Source organism: Pelomonas nitida, assembly GCF_043555975.1.
GTDB classification, from domain to species: domain Bacteria; phylum Pseudomonadota; class Gammaproteobacteria; order Burkholderiales; family Burkholderiaceae_C; genus Pelomonas; species Pelomonas nitida.
Window position 1 is genome coordinate 75,081 of the sequence record NZ_JBIGIA010000003.1, and the last position, 23,002, is coordinate 98,082.

General features: G+C 68.8%; 22 protein-coding genes. 5 read left to right on the forward strand and 17 right to left on the reverse strand.

Annotated features, from left to right (window positions below; translation table 11 throughout):
* Nucleotides 1–170: 170 nt before the first annotated feature.
* Complete coding sequence (locus ACG00X_RS04815; protein ID WP_394486861.1) at nucleotides 171–2,408, forward strand: NADP-dependent isocitrate dehydrogenase; 2,238 nt, start codon at nucleotides 171–173, stop codon at nucleotides 2,406–2,408.
* Nucleotides 2,409–2,664: 256 nt separating this feature from the next.
* On the opposite strand, the gene icd is transcribed toward ACG00X_RS04815, so the two are convergent.
* Genes icd through hemN form a run of 3 tightly spaced genes read right to left on the reverse strand, consistent with a single transcriptional unit; the run spans nucleotide 2,665 to nucleotide 6,037 of the window.
* Nucleotides 2,665–3,927, reverse strand: coding sequence for an NADP-dependent isocitrate dehydrogenase (icd, locus tag ACG00X_RS04820; protein ID WP_394486862.1), 1,263 nt, complete (start codon nucleotides 3,925–3,927; stop codon nucleotides 2,665–2,667).
* Nucleotides 3,928–3,982: 55 nt separating this feature from the next.
* Entirely contained in the window at nucleotides 3,983–4,609 is a 627-nt protein-coding gene (locus ACG00X_RS04825) for an urease accessory protein UreH domain-containing protein (protein WP_394486863.1), read from the reverse strand.
* Nucleotides 4,610–4,633: 24 nt separating this feature from the next.
* Nucleotides 4,634–6,037, reverse strand: coding sequence for an oxygen-independent coproporphyrinogen III oxidase (hemN, locus tag ACG00X_RS04830; protein WP_394486864.1), 1,404 nt, complete (start codon nucleotides 6,035–6,037; stop codon nucleotides 4,634–4,636).
* Nucleotides 6,038–6,193: 156 nt separating this feature from the next.
* Here hemN and fnr point away from each other — a divergent pair, with 156 nt between their 5' ends.
* The gene (gene fnr / locus ACG00X_RS04835) at nucleotides 6,194–6,928 is read left to right on the forward strand and encodes a fumarate/nitrate reduction transcriptional regulator Fnr (RefSeq protein ID WP_394487123.1); all 735 of its coding nucleotides are present in this window, start codon (nucleotides 6,194–6,196) and stop codon (nucleotides 6,926–6,928) included.
* Between the two features lie 202 nt (nucleotides 6,929–7,130).
* Here the strand turns inward: fnr and ACG00X_RS04840 are convergent, their stop codons facing one another.
* The 4 genes from ACG00X_RS04840 to ACG00X_RS04855 form a co-directional block, all read right to left on the reverse strand.
* A complete protein-coding gene (locus tag ACG00X_RS04840) occupies nucleotides 7,131–7,475 on the reverse strand; it encodes a BON domain-containing protein (RefSeq protein ID WP_394486865.1) in 345 nt (114 codons plus the stop codon).
* Between the two features lie 201 nt (nucleotides 7,476–7,676).
* Complete coding sequence (locus ACG00X_RS04845; protein WP_394486867.1) at nucleotides 7,677–9,083, reverse strand: sigma 54-interacting transcriptional regulator; 1,407 nt, start codon at nucleotides 9,081–9,083, stop codon at nucleotides 7,677–7,679.
* Nucleotides 9,084–9,222: 139 nt separating this feature from the next.
* Nucleotides 9,223–9,654, reverse strand: coding sequence for a hypothetical protein (locus ACG00X_RS04850; protein WP_394486868.1), 432 nt, complete (start codon nucleotides 9,652–9,654; stop codon nucleotides 9,223–9,225).
* A gap of 25 nt (nucleotides 9,655–9,679) precedes the next feature.
* Entirely contained in the window at nucleotides 9,680–11,200 is a 1,521-nt protein-coding gene (locus ACG00X_RS04855) for a sensor histidine kinase (RefSeq protein ID WP_394486869.1), read from the reverse strand.
* Between the two features lie 155 nt (nucleotides 11,201–11,355).
* Here ACG00X_RS04855 and ACG00X_RS04860 point away from each other — a divergent pair, with 155 nt between their 5' ends.
* Nucleotides 11,356–12,690, forward strand: a complete 1,335-nt coding sequence (locus ACG00X_RS04860; RefSeq protein WP_394486870.1) for an NAD(P)/FAD-dependent oxidoreductase — start codon at nucleotides 11,356–11,358, stop codon at nucleotides 12,688–12,690.
* Here the strand turns inward: ACG00X_RS04860 and ACG00X_RS04865 are convergent.
* The 9 genes from ACG00X_RS04865 to ACG00X_RS04905 all read right to left on the reverse strand — a co-directional run bounded on the left by ACG00X_RS04865 (nucleotide 12,653) and on the right by ACG00X_RS04905 (nucleotide 20,237).
* A complete protein-coding gene (locus tag ACG00X_RS04865; RefSeq protein WP_394486871.1) occupies nucleotides 12,653–12,946 on the reverse strand; it encodes a hypothetical protein in 294 nt (97 codons plus the stop codon). The genes ACG00X_RS04860 and ACG00X_RS04865 overlap by 38 nt on opposite strands.
* A complete protein-coding gene (locus ACG00X_RS04870) occupies nucleotides 12,943–13,218 on the reverse strand; it encodes a hypothetical protein (RefSeq protein ID WP_394486873.1) in 276 nt (91 codons plus the stop codon). The genes ACG00X_RS04865 and ACG00X_RS04870 overlap by 4 nt, the downstream gene beginning before the upstream one ends.
* Before the next feature lie 17 nt (nucleotides 13,219–13,235).
* Nucleotides 13,236–14,681: a cytochrome c oxidase accessory protein CcoG gene (gene ccoG / locus ACG00X_RS04875; RefSeq protein ID WP_394486875.1), complete on the reverse strand. Its 1,446-nt coding sequence runs from the start codon at nucleotides 14,679–14,681 to the stop codon at nucleotides 13,236–13,238.
* A 3-nt stretch (nucleotides 14,682–14,684) separates the two neighbouring features.
* Nucleotides 14,685–15,602 (reverse strand): cytochrome-c oxidase, cbb3-type subunit III, encoded by a 918-nt coding sequence (ccoP, locus tag ACG00X_RS04880; RefSeq protein WP_394486876.1) that lies wholly within the window; start codon nucleotides 15,600–15,602, stop codon nucleotides 14,685–14,687.
* Nucleotides 15,599–15,730, reverse strand: coding sequence for a cbb3-type cytochrome oxidase subunit 3 (locus ACG00X_RS04885; protein ID WP_394486877.1), 132 nt, complete (start codon nucleotides 15,728–15,730; stop codon nucleotides 15,599–15,601). Before ACG00X_RS04885 ends, ccoP begins: the two co-directional genes overlap by 4 nt.
* A gap of 13 nt (nucleotides 15,731–15,743) precedes the next feature.
* A complete protein-coding gene (gene ccoO, locus ACG00X_RS04890) occupies nucleotides 15,744–16,367 on the reverse strand; it encodes a cytochrome-c oxidase, cbb3-type subunit II (protein ID WP_394486878.1) in 624 nt (207 codons plus the stop codon).
* Nucleotides 16,368–16,376: 9 nt separating this feature from the next.
* Nucleotides 16,377–17,792 carry a cytochrome-c oxidase, cbb3-type subunit I gene (ccoN, locus tag ACG00X_RS04895; RefSeq protein ID WP_394486879.1) on the reverse strand — a complete coding sequence of 472 codons (1,416 nt, stop codon included), beginning with the start codon at nucleotides 17,790–17,792 and terminating at the stop codon, nucleotides 16,377–16,379.
* Between the two features lie 79 nt (nucleotides 17,793–17,871).
* Nucleotides 17,872–18,021, reverse strand: coding sequence for a cbb3-type cytochrome oxidase assembly protein CcoS (gene ccoS, locus ACG00X_RS04900; RefSeq protein ID WP_394486880.1), 150 nt, complete (start codon nucleotides 18,019–18,021; stop codon nucleotides 17,872–17,874).
* Nucleotides 18,022–18,026: 5 nt separating this feature from the next.
* On the reverse strand, nucleotides 18,027–20,237 hold the full coding sequence (locus ACG00X_RS04905) for a heavy metal translocating P-type ATPase (protein ID WP_394486881.1): 2,211 nt from the start codon (nucleotides 20,235–20,237) through the stop codon (nucleotides 18,027–18,029).
* 144 nt (nucleotides 20,238–20,381) lie between these two features.
* Here ACG00X_RS04905 and ACG00X_RS04910 point away from each other — a divergent pair, with 144 nt between their 5' ends.
* Nucleotides 20,382–20,822 (forward strand): cupin domain-containing protein, encoded by a 441-nt coding sequence (locus ACG00X_RS04910; RefSeq protein ID WP_394486882.1) that lies wholly within the window; start codon nucleotides 20,382–20,384, stop codon nucleotides 20,820–20,822.
* Between the two features lie 4 nt (nucleotides 20,823–20,826).
* Here the strand turns inward: ACG00X_RS04910 and ACG00X_RS04915 are convergent, their stop codons facing one another.
* Nucleotides 20,827–21,483 (reverse strand): glutathione S-transferase family protein, encoded by a 657-nt coding sequence (locus tag ACG00X_RS04915; protein ID WP_394487124.1) that lies wholly within the window; start codon nucleotides 21,481–21,483, stop codon nucleotides 20,827–20,829.
* 153 nt (nucleotides 21,484–21,636) lie between these two features.
* Between ACG00X_RS04915 and ACG00X_RS04920 the strand changes: the two genes are divergently transcribed.
* Nucleotides 21,637–22,848, forward strand: coding sequence for a polyhydroxyalkanoate depolymerase (locus ACG00X_RS04920; RefSeq protein WP_394486883.1), 1,212 nt, complete (start codon nucleotides 21,637–21,639; stop codon nucleotides 22,846–22,848).
* The last annotated feature ends 154 nt before the right edge of the window (nucleotides 22,849–23,002 follow it).

Below are 23,002 nucleotides of genomic sequence, written 5' to 3' on the forward strand. Positions count from 1 at the left end.
GGCAAAACGGCAAAAGCCCTGCAGCCTGACGCTGCAGGGCTTTTGCTTTGAGCCCGGGCAAGCATCGCAATGGCCGCCGGCATGCGGACAGCTTGCTAGAGTTCGCACCTGGCGCGCGCCCAAGCGGCGCCCAGCGCTCCACGGATTCCTCAATTACCGGACCCTCTCCCATGACCGCCGAAAAGACGCCCCAGATCGTTTACACGCTGACCGACGAAGCCCCCCGCCTGGCCACCGCCTCGCTGCTGCCGGTCGTCCAGGCCTTCGGCCGCCATGCGGGCATCGACGTCGTCACCAGCGACATCTCGGTGGCAGGCCGCATCCTGGGCCAGTTCCCGGAGCTGCTGACGGAAGAGCAGCGCGTGACCGACAACCTGGCCGCGCTGGGCAAGCTGACGCTCAAGCCCGAGGCCAACATCATCAAGCTGCCCAACATCAGCGCCTCCGTGGCTCAATTGAAGGCCGCGATCAAGGAGCTGCAGGACAAGGGCTACAAGATCCCCGACTTCCCCGAGAAGCCCGAGACCGACGAGCAAAAGGACATCCGCGCGCGCTACAACAAGTGCATCGGTTCCGCCGTGAACCCGGTGCTGCGCGAGGGCAACTCCGACCGTCGCGCGCCCAAGGCCGTCAAGGAATACGCACGCAAGAACCCGCACCGCATGGACGAGTGGAGCCAGGCCTCGCGCTCGCACGTCTCGCACATGCACGACGGTGACTTCTATCACGGCGAAAAGTCCCTGACGCTGGACCGCGCCCGCAGCGTGAAGATGGAGCTGATCACCAAGAGCGGCAAGACCATCGTGCTCAAGCCCAAGGTCGACCTGCTGGACCGCGAGGTCATCGACTCCATGTTCATGAGCAAGAAGGCGCTGCTGGCCTTCTACGAGCGCGAGATCGAGGATGCGCGCAAGACCGGCGTCATGTTCTCGCTGCACGTCAAGGCCACGATGATGAAGGTGTCCCACCCCATCGTGTTCGGCCACTGCGTGAAGATCTTCTACAAGGACGCCTTCGAGAAGCACGGCAAGCTGTTCGAGGAGCTGGGCGTCAACGTCAACAACGGCATGGTCGATCTCTACACCAAGATCGCCAGCCTGCCAGCCAGCAAGCAAGAAGAGATCAAGCGTGACCTGCACGCCTGCCACGAGCATCGCCCCGAACTGGCGATGGTGGACTCGGCCAAGGGCATCACGAACTTCCATTCGCCCAACGACATCATCGTGGACGCCTCCATGCCGGCCATGATCCGTGCCGGCGGCAAGATGTATGGCGCCGATGGCCGCCTGAAGGACGTGAAGGCCGTGATGCCGGAATCGACCTTCGCCCGCATCTATCAGGAGATCATCAACTTCTGCAAGTGGCACGGCGCCTTCGACCCCAAGACCATGGGCACCGTGCCCAACGTGGGCCTGATGGCCCAGCAGGCCGAAGAGTACGGCTCGCACGACAAGACCTTCGAGATCACCGAAGACGGCATCGCCAACATCACCGACCTGGAGACGGGCGAGGTGCTGCTGAGCCAGAACGTCGAGCAAGGCGACATCTGGCGCATGTGCCAGTGCAAGGACGCCGCCATCCGTGACTGGGTCAAGCTGGCCGTCAACCGCGCGCGCAACTCCGGCATGCCGGTGGTCTTCTGGCTGGACAGCTACCGCCCGCACGAGGCGCAGCTGATCCGCAAGGTCAAGATGTACCTGCACGAGCACGATACGACCGGCCTGGACATCCAGATCATGAGCCAGGTTCGCGCCATGCGTTACACGCTGGAGCGCGTCATCCGCGGCCTGGACACGATCAGCGCCACGGGCAACATCCTGCGCGACTACCTGACCGACCTGTTCCCCATCATGGAGCTGGGCACTTCGGCCAAGATGCTGTCCATCGTCCCGCTGATGGCCGGCGGCGGCATGTACGAAACCGGCGCCGGCGGCTCGGCTCCGAAGCACGTGCAGCAGCTGGTGGAAGAGAACCACCTGCGCTGGGACTCGCTGGGCGAGTTCCTGGCGCTGGCCGTCAGCCTGGAAGAGCTGGGCATCAAGAACAAGAACGCCAAGGCCAAGGTGCTGGCCAAGGCGCTGGACGCCGCCACCGGCAAGCTGCTGGACAACGGCAAGGGCCCCAGCCCCAAGACCGGCGAGATCGACAACCGCGGCAGCCACTTCTACCTGACGCTGTACTGGGCCCAGGAACTGGCTGCCCAGACGGAAGACGCCGAGCTGGCCGCCAAGTTCAAGCCTCTGGCCGAGAAGCTGACGGCCAACGAAGCCAAGATCGCCGACGAACTGAAGGCCGTGCAAGGCCAGCCGACCGACATCGGCGGCTACTTCCTGCCGGACGCCGCCAAGCTGGACAAGGTCATGCGCCCGAGCGCGACGTTCAACGCCGCGCTGCAACTGATCGCCTGACGTCTCAGCCGATGTGACAAGGGGCGCCGAACGCGCCCCTTTTTCACGATCACCGCTGATTCACGTCAATGACCAGCAAGGAAAGTTTCAGCGCAGTTACTTAAACTCCCGACCAGGCGTTTGCCTCCTGCAATCCCTGACCGCGTCTCGTGAAGCACCACGGGGCGCCCCACAACCCCGGCCCTACGCCGGGGTTTTCTTTTTTTGAAACTGGCTGATCCTGAAACCCCGGCTGGTGCGGCCCGGCCAACGGCCGTCAGGCAATTTCCATCTGGTCGATCATGACCTGCCCGAAGCCCGAGCACGACACCTGCGTGGCACCGTCCATCAGCCGTGCGAAGTCGTAGGTGACCTTCTTGCTGAGGATGGCCAGCTCCATCGCGCGCAGGATGAGGTCGGCCGCCTCCGTCCAGCCCATGTGGCGCAGCATCATCTCCGCCGACAGGATGGCCGAGCCGGGGTTCACATAGTCCTTGCCGGCGTACTTGGGCGCCGTGCCATGCGTGGCCTCGAACATCGCCACCGAGTCGCTCATGTTCGCGCCGGGCGCGATGCCGATGCCGCCCACCTGCGCCGCCAGCGCGTCCGAGATGTAGTCACCGTTGAGGTTGAGCGTCGCGATGACGCTGTACTCGGCCGGCCGCAGGATGATCTGCTGCAGGAAGGCGTCGGCGATGACGTCCTTGACCAGGATCTCCTTGCCTGTACGCGGGTGGCGCAGGCGGCACCACGGGCCACCGTCGATGGGCTCGGCCCCGAACTCCTTCTGCGCCAGCGCATAGGCCCAGTCGCGGAAGGCGCCCTCGGTGAACTTCATGATGTTGCCCTTGTGAACGATGGTCACGCTGGGCTTGTTGTGGTCGATGGCGTACTGGATGGCCTTGCGCACCAGGCGCTCCGTGCCCTCGCGGCTGACGGGCTTGATGCCCAGGCCCGAGCTCTCCGGGAAGCGGATCTTGCCGGCGCCCAGTTCGTCGCGCAGGAACTGGATCAGCTTCTTGGCGTTGTCGCTGCCCGCCTCGTACTCGATGCCGGCGTAGATGTCTTCCGAGTTCTCGCGGAAGATGACCATGTCGACCTTGTGCGGCTCCTTCACCGGGCTGGGCACACCCTGGAAGTACTGCACGGGGCGCAGGCAGACGTAGAGATCCAGTTCCTGGCGCAGCGTCACGTTCAGCGAGCGGATGCCGCCGCCGACCGGCGTTGTCAGCGGCCCCTTGATCGAGACCACATGGTCCTTCACGGCCTGCAGCGTCTCGGGCGGCATCCACACGCCGGGGCCGTAGACGCGCGTGCTCTTCTCGCCGGCATAGATCTCCATCCAGTGGATCTTGCGGGCATTGCCATAGCAGCGCGCCACGGCCGCATCCACGACCCGCAGCATGACCGGCGTGACGTCCACGCCGATGCCATCCCCTTCGATGAACGGGATGATGGGGTGGTCCGGCACATTCAACGAGAAGTCGGCGTTGACGGTGATCTTGCGGCCGCCTTCCGGCGCCGTGATGTGTTGGGGCATGAGGGAGCGGCTCCGCAGCTGACGAAGGGGAGAACGAACCCGGCGAGTTTAGGCGTCAGCAGGCCAGCAGGATGCGTTCCCACACGCCGTGACCCAGGCCCCACGCCGCGCCGATGGCAAGCGCCAGACCGGCCAGTCGCAGCGCCAGCACCTCGCCACGTTCACCGCGCCGCAGCAGGCGCGCACGCCACAGCGGCGCGATGACCAGGCCCGGCGTGCTCGCCAGCGCGAAGCCCGCCATCGCCGCCGCACCGCCGGGCACCGAGCCCGACAGCCCCGCCAGCAGCAGCGCCGCATGCAGCAGCCCGCAAGGCATGACGACCCAGGCCAGGCCGGTGGCGAACGCATGGCGCGGCTTGGGCCGCCAGTTCACGGCGCCCAGCCAGGCCGGCACGCGGCCGCGGGCCAGCAGCGTCAGCCCGAGCAGCAGCAGGGCCGCCTGCAGCAGCGCCCAGGCCGGCTGCAGCAGCGCGACGCTCTGCGACGCCCGCGCCAGCGCTTCGGCGGACGCGGCCGCCACGGCGCCGCCCGCGCCATAGCCCAGCACGCGGCCGGCCAGCAGCTTGGCGGGACGCGGCCCTGCCGCCAGCGCGCAGGGCGCACTGCACATGGCCGCGCAATGCGGCGTGCCGGCCAGCCCCATCAGCGTGGCCGATGCGATCAGCGCGACATCAAATGCCATCGGCGGCCCCGGTCACGATCGGCGTCAGATGATCTTGGAGAAACGCTCGCGGCTGGCATCAGCCTGCAGGTAGCGATCGAACACCAGCGCGACGGCACGAACGAAATACCAGCCCAGCGGCGTGACCTGGATCGCATCCGGCTCCAGCTCGACCAGCCCCTGGTCGACCAGCAGCTTCAGCCGCGCCAGCTCCGGCCCGAAATAGCTCGGCACATCGACGAGGTAGGACGCCGCGATGGACTCGTACTCCACCCGCCCCTGGCACATCAGCGCCATGATGACGGCACGGCGCACGAGGTCGTCGCGCGTCAGCGCCAGGCCGCGCTGCACGGGCAGCTGGCGCTGGCGCAGCGCGTCCTCGTATTCATCCATCGTCTTGGCGTTCTGCGCGTAGGTGGCGCCCACGCGGCTGATCGCCGACACGCCCAGCCCGACCAGATCGCAGTCCGGCTGCGTGGAATAGCCCTGGAAGCCACGGTGCAGCAGGCCCTGGCGCTTGGCCACGGCCAGCGGGTCGTCGGGCAGCGCGAAGTGGTCCATGCCGATATAGGCATAGCCCTCGCCCAGCAGCGAGCTGATCGCGCCCGACAGCATGGTGAGCTTGTCGCCGGCCGGCGGCAGCAGCTCGGCCACGATGCGCCGCTGCGGCTTGAAGCGCTGCGGCAGGTGCGCGTAGGCATACATCGCAATGCGGTCGGGCCGCAACTCGGCCACCTGCGCGATCGTGCGGGCGAAGCTCTCGGGCGTCTGCAGCGGCAGGCCATAGATCAGGTCGACGTTGGTGGACGAGAAGCCCAGTTCACGCGCGTCCTTCATCAGCGCGGCCACCTGCTCGATCGGCTGCACGCGGTGCACTGCCTTCTGCACGGCGGCGTCGAAATCCTGCACGCCGAAGGACAGGCGGTTGAATCCCAGCACGCGCAGGTGGGCCAGCCGTTGCCGGTCGACGGTGCGCGGGTCCACCTCGATGGACACCTCGGCGCCGGGCAGCAACTTGAAGCGGCGGCGCAGACCGTCCATCAAGCCGCTCAGCTCGTCGTCGGACAGGAAGGTCGGCGAGCCGCCTCCCAGGTGCAGCTGCGACACCGGCGCCATACCGCCGGATTCAGCGCCCAGCGCTTCGGCGACGAGATCCATCTCCACCTCCAGCGCCGCCAGATACGGCGCGGCGCGCTCGTGATGCTTGGTGATGATCTTGTTGCAGGCGCAGTAGTAACAGAGCTGCTCGCAGAACGGGATGTGCACGTACACCGACAACGGCTGGGCCGTGCCGCGCTGGTGCAGCGCCTGCAAGTGCTGGGTGCCCTGGTGCGCTTCGACGAAGCGGTCGGCGGTCGGGTACGAGGTGTAGCGCGGCCCGGCCACGTCGTGGCGACGCAGCAGGTCGGCAAGCTCGAGCTCGTGGGGGCGTTCGGTTACAGCAGTCATGACCGGCACTTTGCCCAGCCCCACGCGGACCGGCCTTGATCGGCATCAAGCCCGCTGCGCGCCGCCCGGCCAAGAATGCAAACCAGTTGATCCAACCCAAAAAACGCCATGCCGACGACCTTGCCGACCGTCTCCCGCATGTCGCGCTCCCCAGACATGCCGACGCCCACTTCCGACGCCATCGAGCCGCTCAAGGTCGCCTGTGCCAGCTGCAACCTGCGTGAACTCTGCCTGCCCGTGGGCCTGAACGCCAGCGAGCTCAGCAAGCTCGACGACCTCGTCACCAAGCGGCGCTCCGTGTCGCGCGGTGACCACCTGTTCCGCAACGGCGAGCGCTTCGAGTCGCTCTACGCCGTGCGCACCGGCTTCTTCAAGACCTGCGTCAACAGCGAAGACGGCCGCGACCAGGTCACCGGTTTCCAGATGGCGGGCGAACTGCTCGGCCTGGACGGCATCAGCAGCGACCACCACCACTGCGACGCCGTCGCGCTGGAAGACTCGTCGGTCTGCGTCATCCAATACGCCCAGCTGGAGGAGTTGTCGCGCGAGTTCACCGTGCTGCAGCACTCCTTCCACAAGATCATGAGCCGCGAGATCGTGCGCGACCATGGCGTGATGCTGCTGCTGGGCAATATGCGCGCCGAGGAACGGCTCGCTGCCTTCCTGCTGAACCTGACGCAACGTCTGCAGGCCCGCGGCTTCTCCGCGTCCAGCCTCGTGCTGCGCATGACGCGCGAGGAAATCGGCAGCTACCTGGGCCTCAAGCTGGAGACGGTCAGCCGCACCTTCTCCAAATTCCAGGAAGACGGCCTCATGGAAGTCAAGCAGCGCCAGTTGCGCATCCTCGACCAGGCCGGCCTGCAGGCGCTGGTGAACAACAGCCGGTGCTGACCGGAAGCCCCTCGCCCAGTCGCGCCGCGCTGAACGCGGGCGCCTCTGGTCGGTCCCCCGAGGGGACGGCGATGCTTGCGGCATCGAGCCGCAAGCACATCGCCTGAGCGGGCCGGCTTGGGGCGACCCGGCGCTCGGCCCGAAGACAAAAAAAAGGCCCCGCGGGGGCACGCGGGGCCGGGGAGATCAGGGACGGTGGGGATCAGCCGACCTTGATCTCGTTGCGCACTTCCTTCACGCCGGGCACGGCTTGCACGAGCTTGATGGCCTTTTGAGCCAGCTCGGCGCTGGGCGCCATGCCCTTCACGACCACGACGCCGGCAGCTGCGCTGCTGACGGTCAGCGGCAGGGCCTGCAGGTCCTTGTCCTGCTGCAGCGCCGCAGCGGCCTGGCTGGCGATGGCCGCATCGCCGGGCTGCGCCTGAGCGACCTGGTCTGCCGGCGCAGGAGCGGTGGCCGGCGCCATGTCGGCGGCGAAGGAAGCGCTAACGGCCGTGGCCGTCAGGGCGGCGGACAGCAGACGGACCAAGGTGGATGCTTGTTGCATGCAGATCTCCTGAGGATGCTGAGTCAAAGAAACGCGATGCCCGGGGGCACCACGACCTCCTCAGCGCAAAGGCTGTGCCAGGTCTTGATTTCCTTTTGAAATCAGCCACTTGCCCGTCGTCGGCGGCCGATCCGGTGATGCCGGCACCCGCCGCAGCAGCGGTTCTGTCGCCAGGCGGCGACAGCTCTGGCGACAGCGCCGCTAAGTGCTTGATTCGTCGGACCGCTTCGTGTCGCTGAAATCCGACGCGGTCGCCAGGGGATCGGTGCGGTAGCGCTGCGGGTCCAGCCCGTGCTTTTGCATGAGGCGGTAGAACTCGGTGCGGTTGCGGTCGGCCAGCCGGGCCGCCTCCGCGACATGCCCCGAGGTCAGCGTGAGCAACTGGTTCAGGTAGTCGCGCTCGAAGCGCTGCTTGGCATGCTGGTAGCTGAGCACGTCGGCCGCAGGCATCTGCAGCGCGCGCTGCACCTGGGCCAACGGCACCAGCGTGCCGGTCGCCAGCACGCACACCTGCTCGACGACGTTGTAGAGCTGGCGCACATTGCCGGGCCACGGCGCCGTCACCAGCGCCTCCAGCGCCTCGGGCGCGAAGCCCTTCACCGGCTTGCGATGCCGCTCGGCCAGCAGCTGCAGGAAATGCTGCGCCAGCAGCGCCACATCCTCGCGGCGCTCCGACAGCGGCGGCAGCCTCAGCTTCACGACGTTCAGGCGGTAGAACAGGTCTGGGCGGAACTGCCCTTCCGCCATCGCGAGCTCCAGGTCGCGGTGGGTGGCGGACAGCACGCGCACGTCCACGGCCACCGGCTCGTTGCTGCCCACCGGCCGCACCACGCGCTCCTGCAGCACCCGCAGGAGCTTGACCTGCAGCGACGGCGGCATGTCGCCGATCTCGTCGAGAAACACCGTGCCGCCATGCGCCGCCGGGATCAGCCCCTGCCGATGCCCCTGCGCACCGGTGAACGCCCCCTTCACATGACCGAACAGTTCGGACTCCAGCAGCGCCTCGGGGATGGCTGCGCAGTTCACCGCCACAAACGGTCGCGCCGCGCGCGGGCTGGCGTTATGCAGCGCGCGGGCCAGCAGTTCCTTGCCCGTGCCGCTGTCGCCGCTGATGAGCACGCTGGCGTCGGTGCCCGCCACGAGGCGGGCCTCGGCCAGCACCTCGGCCATGCGCGGGCTGCGGCTGACGATCTCGCGGCGCCAGGCGCCGTCGCCGTCGAAGCGCGCCGGGCCTGGCGCGTTCACCATCAGCGCTCGGTGGATCTTGGCCATGAGCTCCTGGCCGTCGAAGGGCTTGGTCAGGTAGGCATGGGCGCCACGCGCCGTGGCGTCCACCGCGTCTGGGATGCTGCCGTGCGCGGTCAGCAGGATGACCGGCAGCGACGCATGCCGCGCGCGCACCTCGTCGAACAACGCCATGCCGTCCAGCCCGGGCAGGCGCACATCGGTGATGAGCAGCGAAGGCAGCTTCACCGCGAGGTGGGCCAGCGCGGCCTCGGCGCTGGCGACGGCCTGCACCGTGTGGCCGGCAGCGGTCAGTCGCATGGTCATCAGACGCAACAGGTCGGCGTCGTCGTCGACGACCAGGATGGAGGCAGAAGGCGTCATGCGAGGACTCCTGTGATTTGCGGGGCGAGCGCCGGGCCGCTCCCAAGCCGACCCGCTCGGCCGATGTGCTTGCCGGTCGATCCGGCAAGCATCGCCGTCCCCTCGGGGGACCGGCCAAGGTACTCCTTGGACGAGGGGTTCATCGCTTCACGGGCAGGGTCTGCTCGATGGCCTTCAGCGCCTCGAGCTTTTCATTGAGCTGCTCGTTGCGGCGCTGGCTGTCACGCAGTTGCTGCGTCAGCTTGTCGACGCTGTCCTGCAACCGGCGCAGCTCGGCCAGCCGTGCGGCGCTCAGCGTGGCCACGGCCTTCAGCGGCTCGGCGAGCGCGTCCGGCGCGGCCGCCAGCGCGTCCAGCTGCGCGGCGGCCTGGGCCTGCTCGGCACCGGTGCGCCCCTGCGCCAGGGCGAGCGTCTTGCGCAGCTCGTCGGCATAGGCCAGCACGGCCTTGAGCGACTCGGCCTCGGGCGGCGCCGCGGGCTTCGCACAGACCCCCGGCGGCGGCGCAGGGGGTGGTACGGGCACCGGCGCCTGGCAGGCGGCCAGCGACAGCAGGCCGATCAGCACAAACAAACCAAGCTGGGGGAGCTGTCGTCGTTCAGGTCGCATGGGGAATCTCGATTCGGAAATGGGCACCGCGCTCGCGCGGCAGCAGCTGGCAGCGGCCGCCATGGGCCTGCACGATCTCGCGCACGATGGACAGGCCGATGCCGCTGCCCCGGCGCGCACCGGGCGCCTGGTTGCGGCCCTGGAAGAAGGGGTCGAAAACGCGCGCCACGTCCTCTGACGCCACGCCGGGGCCGCCGTCCACGCAGTCGAAGCAGGTCTGGCGTTCGTCCTGCCGCACCGACAGCGTCACCGTGCCGCCCGGCGGGCTGAAGCGCACGGCATTGACGAGCAGGTTGGCCAGCACGATGGCGAGCTTCTCGCCGTCGACCGCCGCCGTGCAGGGCTGGGCGTCCACCTGCACGGTGAGCCCCCTCGCCTGCCACAGCAGCCGCTGCTCGTCCGCCACGCGGGCCAGCAGGGCCGGCAGGTCGGTCGGCTTGCGCTGCAATTGATGGGCGTCGGACGCCAGCGTCTGGTAGCGCAGCAGGTCTTCGATCTGGCGCTGCAGCGCCACGCTGTTGTCGCCCAGGATGCGGACGATCTCGGTCTGGTCGGGCGTCAGCGGGCCGGCCACACCGTCGCGCAACAGCGCGGCGCCTTCGCGGATGGACGCCATGGGCGTTTTCAGCTCATGCGAGATGTGGCGCACGAAGCGGGTCTTGTCGGCCTCCAGCGTCGCCAGCCGCTGGCGCAACCATTCCAGCTGCCGGCCCAGGCGCCGCAGGTCGGCCGGGCCGCCAACGGCAATGGCGCCGTCCAGCCGGTTGTCCCCCATGCGGCCGATCGCCGCCTCCAGCTGAGCCAGCGGCCGCAGCAGCCAGTGGCCGAATCCCACGGCCAGCAGCAGGGCCAGCCCGATCGCCCCCAGCACCTGCACGGAGATCAGCCGCCGCTGCTGCTCCAGCTCGGCGAGCACCGCGTCGGAGCGCCGGTCCATGGCCTGCTGGCTGCGCTCGGCGATCAGCTCGTTGAGCCGGTGCAGCCGCGCGAACGCCGGGCTCAGCCGCTTGAGCAGCGCCGGGCGGGCCCGCTGCGGGCCGGGGTCTTGCAGCGCCTCCCACGCCGACTGGGCCTGCTGCGCCCATTCGGCGAACAGCTCGCGCACCGCCACGTCGGCCATCAAAGGTGCCAGGGCGCGCTGCGTGTCCTTCGCGTCGGCCCAGGCGGCGGCATAGCGGTCGCGCAGTTCGGCGTCGTCCAGCACCAGGAATTGCCGCGCGCTGCGCTCCATGGCCACCGTGCGCTCGGCAAGCCGTTGCACATCGGCGGTCAGGCCGGCGGCGTCCTGCGAGGCCTGGCGGCCCTGCAGCGCCACGTGCTCCAGCGCCAGCATCGCCTGCGCCGCAGCGCCGCCCAGCACCGCCGTGATCAGCAGGAAGGCCGCCAGCAGGCATTGGTGGAACGACAAGCCTCGCAGGCGCTGCCGCGCGGCGCCCGCTGGCCGCACGGGCCCGGTGGCGTCGACGGCCTCTGGCGGCGCGGTGGGGGGAACAAGGACCTCGGTAGACATGGGCGAGCGATGCGCCCGCAGCGGCACGCGCGTCGCATGCTAGGCCGCGCAACCGGCGTGATGCTGTCGGACAAGGCCGGCTTTGCATCACGATGCAACCGCCCTGTGGCGAACGCAAAACCATGCATGCTGCAGCGCACAAGCGCGCGGGTAGGATGGCCCGCATGCGTCCCCAAGTTCTCATCATCGGCTGCGGCTTCGGCGGGCTGGAGGCAGCGCGAGCGCTGCGCACCGCCGACGTCGACATCACGGTGGTCGACAAGACCAACCACCACCTGTTCCAGCCCCTGCTCTACCAGGTCGCCACGGCCGGGCTGTCGGCGCCGTCGATCGCAGCGCCCATCCGGCATCTGTTCCGGCGCCAGCGCAACGTGACGACGCTGCTGGGCGAAGTGGTGGCCATCGCCCCCACGGAACGCACGGTGACGCTGAAGGACGGGGCCCGGCTGCACTGGGACCATCTCATCGTCGCCGCGGGTGCCACGCACAGCTATTTCGGCCGCGACGACTGGGCCGCACACGCACCGGGGCTCAAGACGCTGTCGGACGCGTTCGAGATCCGTCGCCGCGTGCTGATGGCCTTCGAAGCCGCCGAGCGCGAGGAAGACCCGGTGCGCCGCGCAGCGCTGCTGCAGTTCGTCGTCGTGGGCGGCGGGCCCACGGGCGTGGAGCTGGCGGGCACCTTCGCCGAGATCGCGCGGCACACGCTGCCGGGGGAATTCCGCCGCATCGACCCGCGCCAGGCCCGCGTGCTGCTCGTGGAAGGCAGCCCGCGCGTGCTGCAGGCCATGCCCGAACCCCTGAGCGAACGCGCCCGCGAGCAACTGGCCGCGTTGGGGGTGGAAGTGCGGCTGGCTGCCCGCGTGACCGGCATCGACGCCGAAGGGCTGGACATCACGACGGCCACCGGCGCCGAGCGGCTGCACAGCCGCTGCATCGTCTGGGCCGCCGGTGTGGCCGCGTCGCCGCTCGGGCGGGTGCTGGCCGACGCCACCGGCTGCACGCTGGACCGCGCGGGCCGCGTCGTTGTGGAGGCCGACCTCAGCCTGCCCGGCCACCCGGCCATCCAGGTCATCGGTGACCTCGCCTCGGCGCACAGCCATGCGCCGGGCCGCCCACCGCAGCCGGTGCCCGGCGTGTCACCCGGCGCCAAGCAGATGGGCCGCTGCGCCGCCGCCAACCTGCAGCAACGCCTGCGCAACCAGGCCACCACACCGTTTCGCTACCGCGACTACGGCAACCTCGCCACCATCGGCCGCAACAGCGCCGTCGTGGACCTCGACACGCCGGCCGGCGCGTGGCGCTTCTCAGGCTACCCGGCCTGGCTGTTCTGGCTCTTCGCCCACGTCTACTTCCTGATCGGCTTCCGCAACCGCTTCGTCGTGCTGATCGACTGGGCGTGGGCCTACTGGACCCACGACCGCCATGCGCGCGTAGTGGCCGGCAGCGGCCTCAGCGCGGCCAGCCCGGAGAACGGCGCTCAGGCCTGACGTCGTCGGCCGGCAGGTTCACCAGCAGCAGCGCAAGGCTCGCCCCCAGCGCGACGACGCCCCAGAAGATCAGGAAGCTGACGGTGTAGACCGCCTGCGCGGACAACTCCACCTGCGAGCCTCCGAACCAGCGCAGCTCGCCGGGGTCGACCACGGCGAATACCAGCGCCTCCAGCACGCCTGCCGACAGGAAGGACGACCAGGCCACCGCCATCGCGAAGCGTGCGACGCGCGAGGGGCCGGGTGCGCCTGTCACGGCTTGGCTCCCGGAGCGCCGGTGGCGGCATGGTTGCGCCCCACCATGGCCGGCAGGTCGCCGGACTTGGCCCGCAGGTCGGCCGCATCGGCATCGTCAGCCGCGTGCGGCGCGCTGACGCGCAGATCCAGCGGCGGATCGGGGTGGCGAATGGCCAGCGCCAGCGTGACGAAGCTGGCCACGACGACGGCGGCCGGCCCGCCGACGACCAGCCAGACCATGGGTTCGCGCCAGGCGGATGCCGGCGCGTGGGCGGTCGATGCAACGGTCATGTGTGTCTCCTGGGGGGTCAACGCGGCAGCACGAAAGTGGATTTCTCGACGACCGTCTCGTCACCACCCTCGCCGTCGCGGCGGATATGCCAGTGCATGGGATGCGCACCGGCCTTGAGTTGCTGAGCGGCCTCGGGCGGCACACGCAGCGCGACGGCCACCCAGCGGGCCTCCGTCGGGCCGAGCTCCACGGTCGTGGCCTGGCTGAGCTTCAAGCCTGGCAGGCCTTCGGCTTCGATGCGGTAGCGCTGCGGCGCTTCGGTCGCGTTCATCAGCTGCAGACGATAGACGTTCTCGATCCAGCCGTCCTCGACGAGCCTTGCCAGCGAAGCGCGGTCACGCACGACGTTCACGCGGAAGCTGTGGCGCGACGCGATGCTCCACAGCAGCGCAACACAGATCACCAACAACACGACGCTGTAGACCAGCACGCGCGGCCGCAGCACGCGGCGCCAGCGCTGGGCGCGGGTCAGCCGCTGCTCCAGCCCGTTCTCGGTGTCATAGCGAATCAACCCCTGCGGCGTGCCCATCTTGTCCATGACGCCGTTGCAGACGTCGATGCACGCCGCGCAGCCGATGCATTCGTACTGCAGGCCGTTGCGGATGTCGATACCCGTCGGGCAGACCTGCACGCACAGCCCGCAATCGATGCAGTCGCCGACCTCGGCGCTGCGCTCGCTGGGGTTCCTGCCCTTCTTGCGCAAGGCGTTGTTGCCGCGCGGCTCACCGCGCACCGGGTCATAGCTGACGATGAGGGTGTCGCGGTCGAACATCGCGCTCTGGAAGCGCGCGTAGGGGCACATGTACTTGCAGACCTGCTCGCGCATGTAGCCGGCGTTGCCGTAGGTCGCGAAGCCGTAGAACAGCACCCAGAAGCTCTCCCACGGCCCCAGGCCCAGCGCCAGCACCTCACGGCCCAGCGTGTGGATGGGCGTGAAGTAGCCGACGAAGGTGAAGCCGGTCCACAGGCCCAGCGCAATCCACACGAACTGCTTGCCGGACTTGCGCCAGAGCTTGTTGAAGTTCCAGGGCGACTTGTCCAGCCGCAGCCGCGCGTTGCGGTCGCCCTCGAACCAGTGCTCGATGCGCATGTAGATCTCGGTGTAGACCGTCTGCGGACACGCAAAACCGCACCACAAGCGCCCGGCCACCGCGGTGAACAGGAACAGTCCGAACGCCGAGATCATGAGCAGGGCCGTGAGATACACGAAGTCCTGCGGATACAGCACCAGGCCGAAGACGTAGAAACGCCGCGCCCCCAGATCGAAGAGCACGGCCTGCCGCTCACCCCAGCTCAGCCAGGGCAAGCCATAGAAGACGAGCTGGGTGAGGGCCACGAAGGCCCAGCGCCAGCGGGCATAGAAACCGTCCACCGCCCGGGGGTGGATCTTGTCTTCCGAGCGGTAGAGGCGGATGACCTGGGTGGCATCGCCACCCGGCCCTGGTACTGCAGGGGATGCCATGGATCAGGGGTTGCTAGCGACGCCCTGCGACTGCGACAGGCTCCACACATACGTCGCGAGCACACGAATCTGCTCGGGCGTCAGGCGTTCACCGTGTGCCGGCATGACGTTGTGCTTGCCGTTGTTGACCATGGCCATGATGGCCTGCTCACCCCAGCCGTGCAACCAGATCTTGTCGCTCAGGTTGGGCGCACCCAGGGCTTGCGTTCCCGCGCCGGTGCTGCCGTGACAGGCGGCGCAGGCCGTGAACTTGGGCTTGCCGAGCTGTGCGTACAGCTCGTTGTGCGGGCTGCCCGACAGCGACAGCACGTAGTGGGCCACGTTGCGCACGTCGTCACTGGTGCCCACCGCCGGCGCCATGACGGGCATGTTGCCCTCGCGGCCCTTGGTGATGGTCTCGGTGATGGTCTCGATGCTGCCGCCCCACAGCCAGTCGTTGTCGGTCAGGTTGGGGAAGCCCTTGGAGCCCTTCGCGTCCGCGCCGTGGCACTGCGCGCAGTTGTTGGCGAAGAGCCGCTCACCGATCGCATGGGCCTTGGGGTCCTTGGCCAGTTGCTCGGGCGTCAGACCGGCGAAGCCGGCATAGACGGGGGCCATCGCCGCACGGGTCTGCGCCACGTCGGCCGCATGCTCGCCGAGGCTGGTCCAGCCGAGCTTGCCGGCCGTGCTGCCCAGGCCGGGATACAGCGCCAGATAGGCACCGGCGAAGACGATGGTCAGCACGAACAAGCCCATCCACCACAGCGGCAGCGGGTTGTTCAGTTCGCGCAAGTCCTCGTCCCAGACGTGACCCGTGGTGTTGTCGGCAGCGGACGGCTGACGGCGGCTGGCGATGACCAGCAGCACGACGCAGGCCACCAGGCCCAGCACCGTGGCGGCGGCCACGAAGACCGACCAGCCGGAGCTGAAGAAGTCACTCATTGCTCGCCTCCTTCAAAAGGCAGCGCAGCAGCGGCTTCGAAGCGGCCTCGCCAGGCCCAGACGACGATGCCCACGAAAACGGCCAGCGACACGATGGTCACGGCGATGCGGAGTTCGTTGATGCCCATGATGCGGGCTCCTTCACTTGTTCGCGGTGCCAAGCACCTGCAGATAGGCGACCAGCGCGTCGAGCTCGGTCTTGCCGGCAACGTCCTGCGTGGACGCCTTCACCTCTTCGTCGGTGTAGGGCACGCCCAGCGTGCGCATGGCCGAGAGTCGGGCCGGCATGCCGGCGGCGTCCACCGGAGCCGTCACCAGCCACGGGTAGGCGGGCATGTTGGACTCGGGCACCACGTCACGCGGGTTGTTCAGGTGGATGCGGTGCCATTCGTCGCTGTACTTGCCGCCCACGCGGTGCAGGTCCGGGCCGGTGCGCTTGCTGCCCCACTGGAACGGGTGGTCGTAGACGAACTCGCCCGCCGTGGAGTACTTGCCGTAACGCAGCGTCTCGGCGGCCAGCGGCCGGATCATCTGCGAGTGGCAGTTGTAGCAGCCCTCACGCAGATAGATGTCGCGGCCCGCCAGCTGCAGCGCGGTGTAAGGCTTCAGGCCAGGTGCGGCCTGCGTGGTGGAACGCTGGAAGAACAGCGGCACGATCTCGACGATGCCGCCGACCAGCACGGTCAGCAGAACCAGCACGATCATCAGCAGGTTGCTGGTCTCAATGCGCTGGTGGCCTGTCACGGCTCGGGTATCGGTACTCATGAATTCTCCTCAGGCGTGGGCCAGCGCGGGGGCGGGAATGCGCACGGGCGTGGCGCTGCCTGCCTGCACGGTCTTGATGACGTTCCAGCTCATGATCCCCATGCCGGCGAGGTAGAGCAGGCCGCCGCCCAGGCGGATCACGTAGAACGGCCAGGTCGCCTTGACGCTCTCGACGAAGGTGTAGACCAGCGTGCCGTCCGGGTTGACCGCGCGCCACATCAGGCCCTGCATGACACCGGCGATCCACATCGCGGCGATGTAGAGCACGATGCCCAACGTCGCCACCCAGAAGTGCAGCTCGATGGCACGCTTGGAATACATCTGCGTGCGGCCGAACATGCGCGGGATCAGGTGATACAGGCAGCCCATGGACACCAGGCCCACCCAGCCGAGCGCACCGCTGTGCACATGGCCCACCGTCCAGTCGGTGTAGTGGGACAGCGAGTTCACCGTCTTGATCGACATCATCGGGCCCTCGAAGGTCGACATGCCGTAGAACGACAGCGACACGATGAGGAACTTCAGGATGGGGTCGTCACGCAGCTTGTGCCAGGCGCCCGACAGCGTCATGACGCCGTTGATCATGCCACCCCAGCTCGGCGCCAGCAGCACGAGGCTGAAGATCATGCCGATGCTCTGCGCCCAGTCGGGCAGCGCGGTGTAGTGCAGGTGGTGCGGGCCCGCCCACATGTACGTGAAGATCAGCGCCCAGAAGTGGACGATGGACAGCCGGTAGCTGTAGACCGGGCGCTCCGCCTGCTTGGGGATGTAGTAATACATCATCCCCAGGAAGCCGGCCGTCAGGAAGAAGCCGACGGCGTTGTGGCCGTACCACCACTGCACCATCGCGTCCTGCACGCCAGCGTAGGCGGAGTAGCTCTTGGTGAGGCTGACCGGGATCTCGGCGCTGTTGACGATGTGCAGCAGCGCCACGGCGATGATGAACGCGCCGAAGAACCAGTTGGCCACGTAGATGTGCCGGATCTTGCGGGTGCCGACCGTGCCGAAGAACACGACGGCATAGGCCACCCAGACGACGGCGATCAGGATGTCGATCGGCCATTCGAGCTCGGCGTATTCCTTGCCGGTGGTGTAGCCCAGCGGCAGCGACAGCGCCGCCAGCAGGATCACCAGTTGCCAGCCCCAGAACGTGAACCAGGCCAGCTTGGGCAGGAACAGGCGCGCCTGCCCGGTGCGCTGCACGACGTGGTAGCTCGTCGCGAACAGCGTGCAGCCGCCGAAGGCGAAGATCACGGCGTTGGTGTGCAGCGGCCGCAGGCGGCCATAACTCAACCATGGAATGCCGAGATTCAGCTCCGGCCAGGCCAGCTGGGCGGCGATGAACACCCCCACCAGCATGCCGACCACCCCCCACAGAACCGCAGCCAGCGCAAACGCGCGTACCGGTCCGTCCTCGTATGTCATCCCGGATGCCACCGGGACTGTTTCGTTCGCCATCGCGACTCCTTCAGTCTGATGAAAACGATTCTTCTCGGGAAGGGCCCTAGGTGCCTTGATCCTCGTCAACCAGGATGCGCCCGGCCTCTTCGTCCAGGCCTTCCAGTTGCCCCGAGTTCACGGCCCAGCCGAACACGGCCACGATGAGCAGCACCAGCACCACCGAGAACGGAATGAGCAGATACAGGATGTCCATGGGCCTCAGCCTCGATGCAGGCGCTGCGCGTTGAGCACGACGAACAGCGAGCTGCTGGCCATGCCGATGCCGGCAGCCAGCGGCGGCAGCCAGCCTGCCAACGCGAGCGGCACGCAGGCCAGGTTGTAGAGCGCCGCCCAGGCCAGGTTCTGCCGCAGCACGCGGCGGGTCTTGTGCGCCAGTGCCAGGGCTTGCGGCACGGCCATCAGGCGGTTGGAGACGAGCAACGCATCCGCGGCGCTGCGCGCCAGCATGGCCCCCTGCCCCATCGCGATTCGCACATCGGCCGCCGCCAGCACGGGCGCGTCGTTGATGCCGTCACCCACCATCAGCACGCGCTCGCCATCGGCCTGCCACTCCTGCACGGCCGCCAGCTTGGACGCCGGCGTGGCGCCACCGCACCAGTGCGCGATGTCCAGCGCGGCGGCCATGCGCGCGACGGCGTCCGGCTGGTCGCCCGACAGCAGCCGCACCCGCAGGCCCTGGGCTCGCAGCGCCGCCACCGCCTCAGCGGCATCGGGGCGCGGGGCCTCGGCCAGATCCAGCCACAGCACCTCGTGTTCGTCACCGAAGGCCAGCCGCGCGGCCGGGTCCGGTGTGTCGCTCACCCAACCGGGCGCGCCGAGCCGCCATTGCCGCCCCTGCGCATCACACGCCTGCACGCCGCGGCCGGCCACCTCGCGCACATCGGTCCAGCCCTCGCCGCCACGGCCATCGGCCAAGGCCTGCGCATGCGGGTGGCGCGACAACGCCGCCAGGCTGCGCGCCCGCTCCAGCAGCGCCTGCGCATCTGCGCCGGCGTTCCCGGTCCACCAGCGTCGCAGCATCAGCCGCTCTTCGCTCAGCGTGCCGGTCTTGTCGAAGACCACCGTGTCCACCGCGCAGAGCCGGTCCAGCGCCGACAGGTCGGCGAGCAGCAGCCCGCGCCGCGCCAGCGTTCCGCTGGCGGTCAGCCATGCGGCCGGCGCGGCCAGCGTCAACGCGCAGGGGCAGGTGACGATCAGCACCGCCACCGCCACCGCGACGGCCCGCGACGGGTCCACCCACCACCAGCCCACGCCGGCGGCCACCGCCAGCAGCAGCACCACCGCCGTGAAGCCGGCGGCCACGCGGTCGAGCACGCCGTGGGCAAAAGGCCGCTGACTCTGCGCCTGCTGCATGAGGCGCACGATGCCCTGCGCAGTCGTGTCGGCACCGACGCGCTGCACCGCGACGACGAAACTGCCGTCCACGCTGAGGCTGCCGGCCACCACACCGTCCCCCACCGCCTTGGCGACCGGCGCCGATTCGCCGGTCAGCAAGGCCTCGTTGACCCAGCCCTGCCCGGTCAGCACGCGGCCGTCCGCCGCGAAGGCCTCGCCGGCGGCGACGCGGATACGGTCGCCCACGCGCAGCACCTCGGGCGCCACGCGCTCGCTGCTGCCGTCGTCGCGCAGGCGCTCGCAGGCCGTGGGCAGCGAACCCGCCACCGCCTCCAGCGCATCCGCCGCACGGTGGCGGGCACCGAGCTCGAACCAGCGGGCCAGCAACAGCAGCGCGACGAACATCGTCAGCGAATCGAAATAGACCTCGTGCCCCAGCGGCCCGGTGGGATCGAACAGCGCACCGGTGCTGGCGACAAAGGTCACCGCGATGCCCAGCGCCACCGGCACGTCCATGCCCAGGCGACGCGCGCGCAACTGCGTCCACGCGCCACGGAAAAACGGGCCGGCCGAGAACACCATCACCGGCAGCGTCAGCACCCAGCAGCCCCAGCGCAGCAGGCGGTCCAGATCGGGGGCCAGTTCACCCGCCGTCGCGACGTAGGCCGGCGTCGCCAGCATCATGACCTGCATCATCAGAAAGCCGGCCACGAACACGCGCCACAGCGCCTGGCGGCGCTCCTGACGGCGCAGTTCGCGGGCAGGCGCGGCGACGTCAGGGGTTGCGCGGTAGCCGATGGCCTCCAGCGCCGCGAGCACGTCGGCCAGCGGCAGCCGTGACGGCCGCCAGCGCAGCGCCAGCCGAGCCGACGCCGCATTGACGCTGGCGCCAACGACGCCTGGCAGCTTCGCGAGCGCCGACTCGATCAGCCCGGAACAGGCGGCGCAATGCATGCCCGCCACCTGGAACTGGGACAACGCGGCACCGTCGGGGCCGTCGGGCCAGGTGGTGAAGGGGGCGAGAGCCTGCGCGTCGGCTTCCGCCGCGTGCAAGCCTTGAGGAAGAGCGCTCACGCCGCGAATCTAGGTCAAGCGGGCCGGGCACCCCGTGATCTGCGTCAAGCCGTTCGCATTCATCCGCTGCGCCTCCTGCGCGACACGCAGGAATGCGTCTTGCATGACGGTGGATCTCCTCTCAGCACTTCAGGAGGCCTGGCCATGTCGGATCTATCGGAAGCCGTCGGCGCGTCGAACACGACGTTCTCTCACGTAAAGCCAGGCGACACGCCCTGGCGCAGCGACGGGCTGAGGGACTTCTTCCTCTACCGCGACCTCGGTGTCGCCGAGGCGACCGGCGGGCGCGTCATCGCGCACCTCGTCAAGGCGAACATGGCCCCCGAACGGGGCACGGGCTGGCACCGGCATGAGGCGCAATTCCAGATCGTGCTGATGACCAAGGGCTGGGCGAAGTTCATGTACGGCGACCAGGAGACGCTGGTGCAGGCCGGAGACTGCGTGCACCAGCGGCCCGGCATCGTGCACTACCTGTTCGACTACTCGCCAGACATGGAGTACCTCGAAATCGTCTCGCCGGCCGACTTCAAGACCGTGGACATGCCGGCACCCTGCGAGGTTCCCTCGCCGACGCCCTGGGCCTGACGCGTCAGAAGTCCATGTCCAGTTGCTCGATCTCGTCGGGCTCCAGCCGCGCATCGGCCGTCCAGGCCTGCATTTCTGGCATGGCCAGGATGGTGTCGCGGTAGGCCGCGCAGGCCGGCGGCAGCGCCACGTCGTAGGTCTGAAAACGCGTGGCCACCGGCGCGAACATCGCGTCCGCTGCACCACGGCGCGGGCCGAACAAGAACGGCCCGCCGTACTGCGCCAGGCAGTCGGCCCAGATGTCGACGATGCGCTCGATGTCGGGCCGCGCACCGGCCCAGATGCGGTGCCCCGGAAAGCGCCCCTTCAGGTTCATCGGCAGCGCCGAGCGCAGGTTGGCGAAGCCGGAGTTCATCTCGCCGCACACGGCCCGCGCATGCGCACGAGCGGTGCGATCGGCAGGCCACAACCCGGCCTTGGGAAACACCTCGTTGAGGTACTCGGCGATGGCCAGCGTGTTCCACACCGTGGCGCCCTCGTGCCGCAGGCAGGGCACGCGGATGGATGGCGCCAGCAGCAGCAGTTCACGGCGCACCGCTTCGTCGTCGGGCGACACCATGACCTCTTCGAACGCCAGCCCGGCGAAGCGCGCGAGCAGCCAGCCCCGCAACGACCACGACGAGTAGTTCTTGCTGCACAGCGTCAGCGTGGCGGGCGCCACGGCGGGCTGGACGGTCTTGGCGGCCCGGCGGCTGGCGGGACGGTTGGGCGTGGCAAGCGGCATGACGCGTCTCCTGTGTGGACTGGCGGACGCAAGCCGCATGCCACGCTGGCGCGCTCCTTGCAGCGCCCGTGCATCGCGAAGGAGACCGCCATGTATCCCGCCTACCAGGCCCACGCCGATCTGCTGTGGCCACTGCGCGCCGCGACCCGGCTGTCCCTGCCCTTTCTGCAGCACGCAGGTACGCGCCGCGGTTGGGCAGCGGCGCGGCAGATGGCGGCGGCCGGGCAGGTGTTCGAGCTCGCGCAGGTCACGCACACGCGGCCGCCCTGGTGCATCGAGCAGGTCGCCAGCGGCAGGGAGTCCTGGCCGGTCGTCGAAGAGGTCGTGTCGGCCACGCCTTTCGCCACGCTGCGCCGCTTTCACCGCCTCGGCGCCCCGCCCTCGCCCAAGGTGCTGGTCGTCGCGCCCATGTCCGGCCATTTCGCCACGCTGCTGCGCGACACCGTGCGCACGCTGGCCCAGGACCATGACGTGCACGTCACCGACTGGCACAACGTGCGCGACGTGCCACTGGCCGCTGGCCGCTTCGGCCTGGACGAATACACCCAGCACGTCATCGACTTCCTCGCCGCGCTGGGCCCCGGCGCCCATGTGGTGGCGGTCTGCCAGCCCTGCGTCAGCGCGCTGGCAGCGGTGGCGCTGATGGCCGAAGACGAGCACCCCGCCACGCCCGCCAGCCTGACGCTGATGGCGGGCCCGATCGACTGTCGCGTCAGCCCGACCGAGGTCAACCGCCTCGCCACCAGCCGGCCCATCACCTGGTTTCGCCGCCACCTAATCAGCCATGTGCCCTGGCAGCACAAGGGCGCGGGGCGACGGGTCTATCCGGGCTTCGTGCAGTTGTCGGCCTTCATGAGCATGAACAAGGACCGGCACACCAATGCCTTCAAGGACTACTACCGCCACCTCGTCACCGAGGAGTTCGACCTGGCGGAGGCCACGCGGCTGTTCTACGAGGAATACCTGGCCGTGGCCGACCTGTCCGCCGATTTCTACCTGGAGACGGTGGAGCGCGTGTTCCAGACCTTCGACCTGCCGCGCGGCGCGCTGACGTTCAAGGGCCGCCGCGTGAACCCGGCCGCCATCCGTCGCACCGCGCTGTTGACCATCGAGGGCGAGCGCGACGACATCTGCGCCGTAGGCCAGACACTGGCCGCGCAGGAGCTGGCCAGCAGCCTCAAGCTCTACATGCGCACGCACTACATCCAGCCCAACGTGGGCCATTACGGCGTGTTCAGCGGGCGGCGCTGGCAGCACCAGGTCTATCCACTGGTGCGGCACGTCATTCAAGTGTCGGGGTGACGCCCCTCGCCCAGTTGCGTCCCGCTGCACGCGGACGCATCTGGTCGGTCCCCCGAGGGGACGGCGATGCTCTCGGCGTCGAGCCGAGAGCACATCGCCAACGCGGGCCGGCTTGGGAGCGGCCCGGCGCTCGGCCCGCAAAAAACAAAAGGCC